10 protein-coding genes are annotated in these 11,962 nt (G+C 51.9%); 9 read left to right on the top strand and 1 reads right to left on the bottom strand.

What is annotated here, in order from left to right:
• Positions 1-10: 10 nt before the first annotated feature.
• The 3 genes from BLW68_RS00610 to BLW68_RS00600 all read left to right on the top strand — a co-directional run bounded on the left by BLW68_RS00610 (position 11) and on the right by BLW68_RS00600 (position 6,014).
• Entirely contained in the window at positions 11-1,207 is a 1,197-nt protein-coding gene (locus tag BLW68_RS00610; RefSeq protein WP_092789111.1) for a XylR family transcriptional regulator, read from the top strand.
• Between the two features lie 182 nt (positions 1,208-1,389).
• Positions 1,390-3,129 (top strand): glycoside hydrolase family 43 protein, encoded by a 1,740-nt coding sequence (locus BLW68_RS00605; RefSeq protein ID WP_092789109.1) that lies wholly within the window; start codon positions 1,390-1,392, stop codon positions 3,127-3,129.
• Positions 3,129-6,014: a glycosyl hydrolase 115 family protein gene (locus tag BLW68_RS00600; RefSeq protein WP_092789107.1), complete on the top strand. Its 2,886-nt coding sequence runs from the start codon at positions 3,129-3,131 to the stop codon at positions 6,012-6,014. The genes BLW68_RS00605 and BLW68_RS00600 overlap by 1 nt, the downstream gene beginning before the upstream one ends.
• A gap of 41 nt (positions 6,015-6,055) precedes the next feature.
• Here the strand turns inward: BLW68_RS00600 and BLW68_RS00595 are convergent, their stop codons facing one another.
• Complete coding sequence (locus tag BLW68_RS00595; RefSeq protein WP_092789105.1) at positions 6,056-6,475, bottom strand: GFA family protein; 420 nt, start codon at positions 6,473-6,475, stop codon at positions 6,056-6,058.
• A gap of 20 nt (positions 6,476-6,495) precedes the next feature.
• Here BLW68_RS00595 and zapE point away from each other — a divergent pair, with 20 nt between their 5' ends.
• The 6 genes from zapE (at position 6,496) to BLW68_RS00565 (ending at position 11,961) form a co-directional block, all read left to right on the top strand.
• Complete coding sequence (gene zapE, locus BLW68_RS00590; protein WP_092789103.1) at positions 6,496-7,716, top strand: cell division protein ZapE; 1,221 nt, start codon at positions 6,496-6,498, stop codon at positions 7,714-7,716.
• A 148-nt stretch (positions 7,717-7,864) separates the two neighbouring features.
• Positions 7,865-8,590, top strand: a complete 726-nt coding sequence (locus tag BLW68_RS00585) for a 5-oxoprolinase subunit PxpA (RefSeq protein ID WP_092789101.1) — start codon at positions 7,865-7,867, stop codon at positions 8,588-8,590.
• Entirely contained in the window at positions 8,587-9,306 is a 720-nt protein-coding gene (pxpB, locus tag BLW68_RS00580) for a 5-oxoprolinase subunit PxpB (RefSeq protein WP_218141265.1), read from the top strand. The genes BLW68_RS00585 and pxpB overlap by 4 nt, the downstream gene beginning before the upstream one ends.
• Positions 9,303-10,247, top strand: coding sequence for a 5-oxoprolinase subunit C family protein (locus tag BLW68_RS00575; RefSeq protein WP_092789097.1), 945 nt, complete (start codon positions 9,303-9,305; stop codon positions 10,245-10,247). The genes pxpB and BLW68_RS00575 overlap by 4 nt, the downstream gene beginning before the upstream one ends.
• The gene (locus BLW68_RS00570) at positions 10,244-11,098 is read left to right on the top strand and encodes a DUF4392 domain-containing protein (RefSeq protein ID WP_092789095.1); all 855 of its coding nucleotides are present in this window, start codon (positions 10,244-10,246) and stop codon (positions 11,096-11,098) included. Before BLW68_RS00575 ends, BLW68_RS00570 begins: the two co-directional genes overlap by 4 nt.
• The gene (locus BLW68_RS00565) at positions 11,095-11,961 is read left to right on the top strand and encodes a D-amino acid aminotransferase (protein ID WP_092789093.1); all 867 of its coding nucleotides are present in this window, start codon (positions 11,095-11,097) and stop codon (positions 11,959-11,961) included. The genes BLW68_RS00570 and BLW68_RS00565 overlap by 4 nt, the downstream gene beginning before the upstream one ends.
• Position 11,962: the final 1 nt, after the last annotated feature.

Here is an 11,962-nt window from a genome sequence, read left to right as displayed (position 1 = left end):
GGGCGGGGATATGTTTAAAGCAAAACACAGCATTACGTTGTTGTTTAATGCGAACAAAGTTTACGATCGACAGGTTATTGAGGGTATAGGGCACTATTTACAGTCATCTAAAGTGGATTGGGATCTGTATCTGGAAGAGGATTTTCTCTGCCGGCTGGAGCATATCCACGAATGGAGCGGCGACGGCATTATTGCCGATTTTGATGATATGAATATTCAGCGCGCACTGGCAGGTTCAGTGAAACCGGTGGTCGGCGTGGGTGGTTCATACAGCAACGCAGCCGATTATCCGGCAGTACCCTATGTGGCTACTGACAACTATGCCGTAGTACAAAGCGCCTATGAGCATTTAAAACGCAAAGGGCTGGACCGTTTTGCGTTTTACAGCGTGCCTGCCGATGAACAACACCGCTGGGCAAAAGAGCGCGAAAATGCCGTGCGTGCACTTACCGCACAAGATGGCTACGACTGCCAGGTGTATCAGGGCCACTGCACGCGGCCAGAAACCTGGCAATATGCCATGAACCGCCTGACCGACTGGATCCAGAGCCTGCCTAAACCTATAGGTATTATTGCCGTAACCGACTCCCGCGCCCGCCATTTGCTGCAGGCCTGCGAGCATGTCGGTATTATTGTGCCGGATAATATTGCCATTATCGGCATCGATGATGATGACATAGCCCGTTACCTCAGCCGTATTTGTTTAAGTTCGGTAACCCAGGGCTGTTTTGAAATGGGTTACAAAGCCGCCAAGCTGCTGCATATGCAGCTGAACAATATTGACGTGGGTAATAAGCGGATTCTGGTGCCACCGGTGGGCGTGGCGGCGCGCCAGTCTACCGACTTTAAAGCACTGCGCGATCCTTATGTGATTCAGGCCATGCATTACATTCGCCGCAATGCTACCCGTGGTGCCAAGGTTGAGCAGGTGACTGACTTTGTTGGTATTTCGCGCTCTAATCTGGAACAACGCTTTCGCTCAGAGCGTGGCCATTCAATTCACACAGAATTGCATAACCAGAAACTGAGCAAAGCCTGCAAAATGCTGAAAGAAACCCAGGTTAACCCCACTGAAATTGCCAAAATGTGCGGTTATCCGTCGTTGCAGTATATGTATGCTGTATTTCAGCGTCATTTCAGCCAGACACCAAAAGAGTATCGTACTGAGCGCAATGACACCTTTAATGGCATGGCGGTAAATGACTAATCCTTACAGCGGCTGCCACCTGCCCCGCCGGCGCTTTACGTAAAAAAACGCACAGCGCAGACGTATTTTCATAACACTAAGGCCATTGATGAATATGGCCTTTTTCCTTTTAATAACACTACCTTTTATGTTACGGGGCCAGCGCACAGGCTGGCACGGCATTAACAGCGGGAGTGTTATAAATGACAAACAACTATCGGGCGGTGTTACGACAATCGGTGCTGGGGCTGATATTTTGCTTAAGCGCCTGCCAACCCGCTGTTGATACAGCGGCAAACAACACCACTGCAACTGTACCTGGACCTGCAGCCGCACACATTAACTGGTTTGAATATCAGGGGCTTGACCCGCTGTTTGCTGAGCCATTACCGCAGGGCACCTATCAGAACCCGGTGCTGGCGGGGTTTTTCCCCGACCCCAGCATTACCCGCAACGGCGATGACTATTATATGACGGTGTCGTCTTTTACCTACACGCCCGGGCTACCCATTTTACATAGCCGCGATCTGGTAAACTGGCAGCTTATTGGCTATGCGCTAACGCGCCAGTCGCAGATGGAAATGGACGGCTTGCAGGTATCGCGCGGTATTTTCGCCCCTACGCTGCGCTACCATGACGGCACTTACTATATTATCACCACCGTAGTAGACAGAGGCGGTAACTTTATTCTTACAGCCACCGATCCGGCTGGCCCCTGGTCTGACCCTATCTGGTTACCAGAAGTAGAAGGCATTGATCCGGATATCTTTTTTGATGACGATGGCAAGGTGTATATTGCCCATAATGGCGACCCTGTCGAATCACTGTACGAAGGCCATAAAGCCATTTGGTTATGGCAGTACGACCCACAAAGCCAAAAAATTGTAGCGGATTCACAACGGCTGTTGGTTAATGGCGGTGTTGACTTAAGCACTAAGCCTATCTGGATTGAAGCGCCGCACCTGTATAAACATGATGGCTGGTATTATTTATTGTGTGCTGAAGGCGGCACGGCAGATCAGCATTCGGCGGTAATTTTTCGCAGCCGCAGCCTGGCAGAGCCCTTTGTACCTTATAGCGGCAACCCAATTCTGACCCAGCGCGATCTGGCGCCTGAGCGGCCAGATCCTATTACTACCGCCGGCCATGCCGACTTTGTGCAACTGCCCGATGGCAGCTGGTGGGCGGTATTTCTGGCCAGCCGCGCCTATCAGCAGCGCTATTTTAATACCGGCCGCGAAACCTTCTTATTGCCGGTTAGCTGGCAGGATGGCTGGCCGCATATTTTACCTGCCGGCGAAACCATTCCTTACCGCCTGGCTGCACCAACCAGCTTAGCCACTGTGCCGGTAGCACAGCCGTTAACCGGCAATTTTACCTGGCGTGACGACTTTAGCGCTAACACACTGGATTTAAACTGGAATACCCTACGTAAATATGACCAGAGCTGGCTTAGCCTGAACAACCAGCAACTTAGGCTGCAAGCTGGTGCCAGCGGGCTGGATTCGTCAGAACAACCGGCGTTTATCGGCCGGCGCCAGCAACATACCCATTTTGATGCCAGCACCAGCTTAGCGCTGCCCGGCGGGCAACCCTCTACTGACACATTTTCTGCCGGAATAGTCGCGTTTCAGAACGAGCAATATCACTACTATCTGGGTATTAAAAACCAGGGTGAGCAGGTGATCATTTTTCTGGAACAGGCCAACGGCGGCGCACCACAGCAAATAGCCAGCCAGCCGCTAACCAAAGCCACTGACCAAATCTGCCTGAAAATAAGCGGCCGTGCCGGCAGCATCAGCTTTTACTACGCACCGGGCAACGATGACTGGCAACCACTGGCAGGCACCCAGGACGCCACACTGCTAAGCACGCAGGTAGCCGGTGGTTTTGTTGGCACCATGCTGGGTTTACATAGCCGACAGGAAACCGGGGGCAACTGATGAAACCGTGTTTACTACTGCACTTTGTATTACTGCACTGTTTACTGCTGTGTTGTGTGCTGTTTAGCCTGAGTACTTACGCCTTACCGGGTAATTATCTGGCACTGACACCCGGTAAAGCTGACTTTGCACTGGTAGGCAAAAACAGCCAGGCCACTATTGTGGTTGCAGAGCAGGATCATAAAGGCTTATTGCGGGCTGTTAACAGCCTGCAACAAGATATCGCCAAAGTCAGTGGTAAACAGCTGAACATCAGCCACAGCGCCAAAAATGAGCCAACCGGGCAAGTGCTGATTATCGGCACCCTGGGTAATAACCCGCTGCTGGATCAGCTGGCAGCCGCGGGCAAGCTGGATACCAGCACTATTGCCGGCAAGTGGGAAGCCTATCTTATTCAAGTAGTAGAGCAACCGATGCCGGGCATAGCGCAAGCTCTGGTTATTGCCGGCAGTGACAAACGCGGCGCGATTTACGGCGTGTTTGATCTGGCCGAAACCCTTGGTGTTTCACCGTGGCACTGGTGGGCTGATGTGCCGGTAATTAAGCGCGATCAGCTGTATATTAAAGCGGGCACCACCATCAGTGACGCACCAAAGGTAAAATATCGCGGCATTTTTCTGAACGACGAACACCCGGCATTAACAAACTGGGTACACGAAAAATTCGGCGACTATAACAGCCAGTTTTATATCCATGTATTTGAGCTGTTACAAAGGCTTAAAGCCAACTTTTTATGGCCGGCGATGTGGAACAATGCCTTTGCCGATGATGATCCGCAAAATGCTATTCTGGCCGATGAAATGGGCATAGTGATGAGCAACAGCCATCACGAGCCGATGATGCGCGCCGACAAAGAGTGGAACCGTTACGGCGAAGGGCCGTGGGAGTACTCTACCAACCGCGACAATATCTATAAGTTCTGGCAGCACGGCGCACAGCGGCATAAAAACCTGGAAAGTATTTTTACACTGGGTATGCGCGGCCAGGAGGATGAACCGATGAGCGAAGGTGACAATATTGAGTTACTGCAACAGATAGTGGCCGATCAGCGCACTATTTTGCGGGAAACCTTTACCGACCGTCCGGTTGAAACTGTGCCGCAGGTATGGGCGCTGTATAAAGAAGTACAGGGCTTTTACGAACGCGGCATGCGGGTACCGGACGATGTTACCCTGCTGTGGGCCGATGATAACTTTGGCAATATCCGCCGTTTGCCTACCGCCAGTGAGCGCAACCGGGCAGGTGGCGCTGGTGTTTATTATCATTTTGATTATGTAGGCCACCCCCGCTCTTATCGCTGGATTAATACCGTACCCCTGGCAAAAATCTGGGAGCAGATGAACCTGGCCTGGCAATTTCAGGCTGACCGTATCTGGATAGTGAATGTTGGCGATCTTAAGCCGATGGAATTTCCTATCGACTTTTTCTTACGTATGGCCTGGAACCCGGACGCCTTTAACGCTAACAATTTGCAGCAATTTGCCACTGACTGGGCAACTCAACAATTTGGCACAGCGCATGCTGCAACTATCGCTGAATTAATTCAGGGCTATACCCGGCATAATGGCCGGCGTAAGCCTGAAGCGGTAGAACCCGGTACTTATAGTATTTTTCACTACAGTGAAGCGCAGCGTATCAGTGACGAACTGGCGCAACTGGTGGCGACATCAGATCAGGTGCAACAGCAATTAGCCCCCGCTATGCAGGATGCTTACATTCAGTTGGTTGCCCACCCGCTAAAAGCCAGCCAGGCGGTGTTTGAGCTAAACCGCGCGGTGGCCATAAACCAGCTGCATGGCGCGCAGGGCCGGGTAAGCACCAACTACTGGGCGCAGCAGGTACGGTTTTGGTTTAACCGCGACGCCGAACTGACAGCGCAATACCATAGCCTGGGCAATGGCCGCTGGAACCACATGATGTCGCAGCCGCATATCGGTTTTACTTACTGGCGTAACCCACCGGCTAACCTGATGCCGGTTGTCTCGGTAGCTGAACCTATGGCGGTGGCTGATATGGGCGTAGCCGCCGAAGGTTCGCCACTGTCGTGGCCAATAAGCGAGTATCAGGGCCAGCAACTGGCAATGGAGCCTTTTTACCCGCATGGCCAGCAGCAACGTATGATTGAAGTGTTTAATAAAGGCACAGTGCCGTTTGAGTTTAGCGCTAAAGCCTCAGCAGATTGGGTAACACTGAGCCACAGCAGCGGCAAAATCGGCGTTGAGCAGCAAATTGCCGTATCCGTTGACTGGAGCAAAGCCCAAACCGGGCTGAATAACGCCGAAGTGCATATTCAGGGTACCGGCTGGGGCGGTGCCAAAATACAGCTGGCCGCAGTAAAACCCGCTACAACAGCCACACAGGGTTTTGTTGAAGCTGATGGCTATATTGCTATCGAAGCCGCCAGTGGCAAAACGGTTGCCAATAACAAGCAAGCCTGGTGGCAGGAAATTCCCGGCCATGGCCGTACGCATTCTTCAATGTCGGCTATGACAGTGCCGGATTATCAAGCCGGCCCAGTAAAACAGGCGCCTTACTTGGAGTATCCGCTGTTTTTTCACAGCACCGGTAGTTTTACCCTGCACAGCATAGTGGCACCCACGCTGGACTTAGTGCCGGGGCGCGGCCTGCGTTTTGCCGTGGCACTAAATAACAACCCGCCGCAACTGGTTGATACTCTGGCCGATAACAGCCAGCAGGTGTGGGAGAAGTCGGTACTGGATGGTGTGCGTATTATCAGCAGCCCGCTGCAGGTAACTAAGCCCGGAGCCCATACACTGCGTATTTATCTGGTAGACCCGGCGCTGGTGCTGCAAAAACTGCTGATAGACACCGGCGGCCTTCAACCCAGTTATCTTGGCCCACAAGAAAGCAAACGGCTGCGCTAGCAGCTGTTTGCTGCCAGGTTACACCAGCTTTGCCCACCTATTTATTGTGCTGGGGCGAAAGCAGCAAACATCTCGTCGCAGGTCATAGTAGGTGTGTGTTCGGCAAAGTTGTAATAGCCCGGTTTGCTGTCGATACACACCTGATGATCGAGCACTAAATCATCGCTGTTATCAAATAACCCTGCCGGCATAATATATTGGCCATTCTGGCTTAAGCGGTAAAACAAATGTGTACCACATTCGGCGCAAAAACCCCGCTCGGCCCAGTCGGATGAACGAAAAGCCCGGATATATTGCTCACCGCTAAACTTAACGTCTGTACCACAATCAATCGCCAGCAGTGGCCCGCCACCCCAGCGCCTGCACATATCACAGTGGCAGGCGCCTATCTTACCTTCTGCTTTTGCCGCACTGATAATAACTTTGCCACACAGGCAACTGCCTTTACGTTGAATTGACATGTTATGCTCCCTTCTGGTTAATGCTACAAACTTTAGCACAGCACTATTTTTATTCGCGTCCGGCTCTGAACATTGCGACAATAATTGTGTGCCCGGTTACACCTGACAACCGCTTAAGAGAGGCTGTTATTCCAGTTACCATTTACCAACAACAGGTTGCCACAGCAGCGCTAAGCTACGACGAAAACCAGTATCAGTTGCTGCAACGCTTATCGCTGCTGGCACAAAAGCTAAGTACCGGCCGTAGCACCGGTGATCAGTCTGTGCTGCGCGGTTTATATATCCAGGGGCCGGTTGGCCGTGGCAAAACCCTGCTGATGGATCTGTTTTACCAACAGTTGCAAACACCGCAGAAAATCCGGCTGCATTTTCATCATTTTATGGCACGTATCCACCAGGAGCTGCACCAGCTAAGCGGCCAGCCAGATCCGCTGCAGCATATTGCCGCTCAGTGGGCAGCGCAGTACCGGGTATTGTGTTTTGATGAGTTTTTTGTCAACGATATCGGCGATGCCATGTTACTCGGTACGCTGTGGCGCCATTTGTTTAATGCTGGCGTGGTATTGGTTACCACCTCAAATGCTTTACCAGAGCAACTATACGCCAACGGCCTGCAACGGCAGCGTTTTTTACCCACTATCGCCTTACTACAGCAACACTGCGAAGTGGTGACTCTGGACAGTGGCGAAGATTACCGCCTGCGCCAGCAACAAAGCTGGCCATATTATCTGCAGGGCGCCAGCCTGACAACCTTGCAGCAAAAAGCAGAACAGCTCAGTGGCCCCCTGACAGCTTTGCCGGCTATTAACTTGCTAAGCCGCACTGTACCGGCACTGTGGCATAACCAACGCCTTATTGGTTTTAACTTTAACGCCCTTTGCGCCGGGCCGCGCAGCCAGCTGGATTATATGGCGCTGTGTGGCCAATACGCTGCCATTGCCGTGCATGGCGTGCCGCAATTTAGCTACCTGGCCGATAAGCCGATAGTGCACGGCGTTGAAGACTGTTATCAGCGTGAGCACAAAGAATACTACGTAAGCAAACTGGACAACGAAGCGCGCCGCTTTATCGCCCTGGTAGATGAATGCTACGACAGAGGCACCTTGCTACTACTTAGCGCCCAGGTGCCGGTTAACGAACTATATCAGGCCAGACAACTGGCATTCTCCTTCGCCCGTTGCAGCTCGCGGCTGCATGAAATGCAAAACCGGGTGTTAAAACACAACACCGCCATCACATAAAGCAGTTTTTGCCAACAACAGGGCATACTTGCTACCCTGCTTATAGACTTATGCGACCAGCAGACAGCAGCAACTGGTCGCATCCGACTAGACTATTACTAAAATTGAACGCAATATGAATAAATTATTTTTCCATTGCGGAGGGAAGATGAAACTGAACTGTGATCTCGGTGAAAGCTTTGGCAGCTGGCAAATGGGGCTGGACAGCGATGTGATGCCACATATTGATATGGCCAATATTGCCTGTGGTTTTCATGCCGGTGATGCGGATGTAATGGCAAAAACCTTACAACTGGCAAAACAGCACAGTGTTATTGTAGGTGCACACCCTTCTTACCCCGATTTGCAAGGCTTTGGCCGGCGCAGTATGGCCTTGTCGCACAGCGAAATAGTGAACTGTCTGCATTATCAGATTGCTGCACTGGATGGTATGGCACAAAGCGCGGGGTTAAGCCTTAGCTATGTCAAACCACATGGTGCTTTATACAACGATATGATGGGCAAACCAGCTGTATTTGACGCGGTACTGGACGCCGTGGCCCGCTACTATAAACCGCTTAAATTGATGATTTTGGCCACAGCAGAGCAGCAACAATACCGCGATTTAGCTGCCGCCAAAGGCGTTACTCTGTTATTTGAAGCCTTCGCCGACCGGCGTTACACCGACGATGGCAAACTCACCCCGCGCAGCCAGCCGGGCGCCGTATTACATGCTGATGAGATGCTGACACAGGTTGCCCAGCTGGTTAAACACGGCACAGTAACCACCGCAACCGGCAAACAACTGCCGCTTAACGCCGATACACTGTGTGTACATGGTGATAACCAGGCCGCTATTGCCCAGGTGCAGCAAATAAGGGCCCTGTTAAAATGAGTATGGGCATAAGTAAGCCGCAGTATCAGCTGACTGTCGCCGGTGAAAATGCTTTGATGCTGTATTTTGACCAGCGCATTGACCCGGCCATATCTGCCTTAGTGCAGCAGGCTTGCGTGCTGATCCGTGCTGAACTGGCAGCAGATCTTATCGACGTACTGCCCTCTTATGCCTCGGTGCTGGTGATGTTTAATCCGCTTTGCACTGATCACTTTCGCGTACAGGCGCAGTTACAGCACTGCCTGGCGCAATTACAAAACAGCGAAAGCCACAGCTGTAAACGGGTAGAGCTGCCGGTGTATTACAGCGAAGAGAGCGGGCCGGATTTAGCTCTTATCGCCCAGACAAAAAATATCAGCATTGATGACGTTATTCAGCGTCATCAGGCTGTCAGTTACCGTGTTTACGCCATTGGGTTTGCACCCGGTTTTGCTTATTTAGGTGAGGTAGACCCACTCTTACAAATGCCACGTTTAGCCACACCACGCGCAAAAGTGCCACGCGGTGCCGTCGCCATTGCCGACCGGCAAACTGCAGTATATCCGGCAGCTTCACCGGGCGGCTGGAATTTAATTGGCCTGTGTCCAACGCGGATGTTTAACCCCCAGCAAACGCCGGCGATGCCTGTATCGGTAGGCGATGAAGTACGCTTTGTCGCGATAGATAAAGCAGAATTTTTACGCCTGGGCGGTGAACTACAAGGTGCTGAACTATGAGCAGCTTTGAAGTAATAGCTGCCGGTGTATTAAGCCTGTTGCAGGATAACGGCCGTTTTGGCCAGAGTACGCTGGGCCTGACCACCGGCGGCGCCATGGATGCCCCTTCTGCCCGTTGGGCTAACCGGTTACTGGGCAATCACAGTAACGCCACCCTGATAGAGTGCAGTGTTGGCGGCCTGCAACTGCGCGCTGACTGCAGTAGTTATATTGCCATTACCGGTGCAGAACTGCCACTTAGCATTAACGGCAACGCGGCTGAGCTTTGGGCAGTGCATAAAATACAGCCAGGCGATGTCATCGAACTGGGCATGGTAAACAAAGGCCTGCGGGCTTATCTGGCGGTGGCCGGTGGTTTTAATATAACGGCCCAGTTTGGCAGCGTATCTACCGTGCTACGCGAAGGTATTGGCGGCTTAAATGGCAATAAACTGCAAACCGGCGATTTGCTTGCAGCACAGGAGGTCAAGCAGCTACCAAGGCTAAGCCTGCCGCAGGCCTACCGGCCACAGTTTAACCGCGTCCTGACACTACGTTTGATTGAAGGTTATCAGGCAGAAAGTTTTTCTGTTGCAGAGCGCCAGCGTTTTTACCTTAACAGCTATACAGTGACGCCGCAGGCCGATCGCATGGGTTACAAACTCAAAGGCGCAGCCATCAGTTGTCAGCAAAGCCAGTTGTTATCAGAAGGCATCTGCTACGGCGCAGTGCAGATACCGCCCGATGGCCAACCGATAGTGCTGTTAAATGACCGCCAGACGCTGGGTGGCTATCCGAAAATTGGCTCAGTACTCTCACTCGATTGTGCACTGCTGGCACAGGCTGTGGCGGGTACAGAACTCTACTTTACCCCAATCAGCCCTGAACAGGCGCATAATGCACTCTGTTTAGCCAAAGTACGTACTGATGCAATAACAAGCCAACTGGTGAGCCTGAAATGACAGCACTGATCCCCGATTATCTGGCGTTAAGCCAACAGATAGAACAGCTATTAGTGCGGCAAAACCTGCGCGGTATGGCGGCACTAAAACCGCATTTGCGCGCCGGTTATATTCTGCGCGCGGCGCGGTTGATTAACCAATGCCGTGGTACTGTGCTGATCGGCACCGGTTTTCCGGTGCTGGATACCTTTGAAACCGACGGCCCGGTCGGCGCTATTGCTTTATATCAGTTGCTAACTCAGTTGGGGGCAAAGCCGGTTATCGTCTGTGGCGATCCGCTATACAGCGCATTAAAAGCTGATTACCAGTGCTACCAAATTACGGTAAATCAGTATGAAGCGTTGCCAGCCATCGCCAGTGCTGCGCTGGCAGAATTACAGCCGCAGTTGGTGATATCCATCGAGCGGCCCGGTTTTAATGCACAGCAGCGCTACGCCAATATGCGTGGTGAAGATATCAGCGCCCGCTGCGCCAGCTTTGATTATTTTTTAACCCAGGCGCCCTGCCCGACTATTGGCATTGGCGATGGCGGCAATGAAATTGGCATGGGTAATTTATTGCAGGCTGTTAGCGCACTAAACATTACTCCGGCGGTAACCGAATGCGATGAGCTGATTGTGGCCGATGTATCAAACTGGGCAGCCTGGGGCCTGGCGGCAATGGTGTCCTTGCTGCGCAATGAAAACCTGCTAAGTGATGCCGATCCGCTGGCGATTTTGCAGTATTTATCGGCCAAAGGCAGTGTGGATGGCGTTACCCGGTTAAATACCCTGACCGAAGATGGCCTGCCGCATACTGAAGGCCTGCAACTGATTGATGATTTATGTAGCTTATTAAGAGAACCGCAATGACAACAGTATATTTAAACGGCGCTTTCGTACCGGCCAGTGAGGCTAAAATATCGCCGATGGACCGCGGCTTTTTATTTGGCGACGGCATCTACGAAGTGATCCCAAGTTATGGTGGCCGCTTTGTTGGTTTTGGCCCACATATTGACCGCATGCACAGCGGCCTGGCACAACTGTCGATTGACCCCAAGCTAAGCCTGGCTGACTGGCAACATATAGCTGATAAACTACTGGCAGATAACCGTGCAGAACTGGGCGATAACCTCGGCGTGTATTTTCAGGTTAGCCGCGGCACCGATACCAAGCGCGGTCATGCCTTTCCTGCCAATATAGCGCCAACGGTGTTTGGCTTTGCCTTTGCCATTCCGTCCGAGCCGGTGGCCGATAAAGCCAAAGCCACCACCTATGCCGTGGTTACCGGCCAGGATTTACGCTGGCAGCGCTGCCATATTAAATCGACATCATTATTGGGTAATGTGCTGCATTACCAACAAAGCTACAGTCAGGGCGCGCAGGAAATACTGTTGTTTGATAAAGACGGTAACTTAACCGAAGGCGCAGCAGTAAATGTGTTTATCGTAAAAGATGGTGTTATTGCCACGCCGCCATTAAGCCATAAATTACTGCCTGGTATTACCCGGCAACTATTGCTGGCGATTTTAGCCAAACACAGCAGCATCAAAGTAGAAGAGCGCGATATCAGCGAAGCCGAAGTACTGGCCGCCGATGAAATATGGCTTACCAGTTCCAGCAAAGAAATTGCGCCAGTGCTATATGTTAACGACAAGCCAGTAGCTGACGGTAAAGTAGGCGATGTCTGGCTTACAGTACAACAGCTTTTCAGCGCACATAAGTTCGATTATTAAC

Source organism: Rheinheimera pacifica (assembly GCF_900108485.1).
In the GTDB taxonomy this organism is placed as follows: domain Bacteria; phylum Pseudomonadota; class Gammaproteobacteria; order Enterobacterales; family Alteromonadaceae; genus Alishewanella; species Alishewanella pacifica.
Note: the sequence above shows the minus strand (reverse complement) of the source record. Positions and strands in the feature narration are given on the sequence as shown.

What these genes read in the sequence shown, in the direction of transcription:
- BLW68_RS00610 (WP_092789111.1), top strand. Translation starts at nt 11, where the DNA reads ATGTTTAAAGCAAAACACAGCATTACGTTGTTGTTTAATGCGAACAAA.
- BLW68_RS00605 (WP_092789109.1), top strand. Translation starts at nt 1,390, where the DNA reads ATGACAAACAACTATCGGGCGGTGTTACGACAATCGGTGCTGGGGCTG.
- BLW68_RS00600 (WP_092789107.1), top strand. Translation starts at nt 3,129, where the DNA reads ATGAAACCGTGTTTACTACTGCACTTTGTATTACTGCACTGTTTACTG.
- BLW68_RS00595 (WP_092789105.1), bottom strand. Translation starts at nt 6,475, where the DNA reads ATGTCAATTCAACGTAAAGGCAGTTGCCTGTGTGGCAAAGTTATTATC.
- zapE (WP_092789103.1), top strand. Translation starts at nt 6,496, where the DNA reads ATGCTACAAACTTTAGCACAGCACTATTTTTATTCGCGTCCGGCTCTG.
- BLW68_RS00585 (WP_092789101.1), top strand. Translation starts at nt 7,865, where the DNA reads ATGAAACTGAACTGTGATCTCGGTGAAAGCTTTGGCAGCTGGCAAATG.
- pxpB (WP_218141265.1), top strand. Translation starts at nt 8,587, where the DNA reads ATGAGTATGGGCATAAGTAAGCCGCAGTATCAGCTGACTGTCGCCGGT.
- BLW68_RS00575 (WP_092789097.1), top strand. Translation starts at nt 9,303, where the DNA reads ATGAGCAGCTTTGAAGTAATAGCTGCCGGTGTATTAAGCCTGTTGCAG.
- BLW68_RS00570 (WP_092789095.1), top strand. Translation starts at nt 10,244, where the DNA reads ATGACAGCACTGATCCCCGATTATCTGGCGTTAAGCCAACAGATAGAA.
- BLW68_RS00565 (WP_092789093.1), top strand. Translation starts at nt 11,095, where the DNA reads ATGACAACAGTATATTTAAACGGCGCTTTCGTACCGGCCAGTGAGGCT.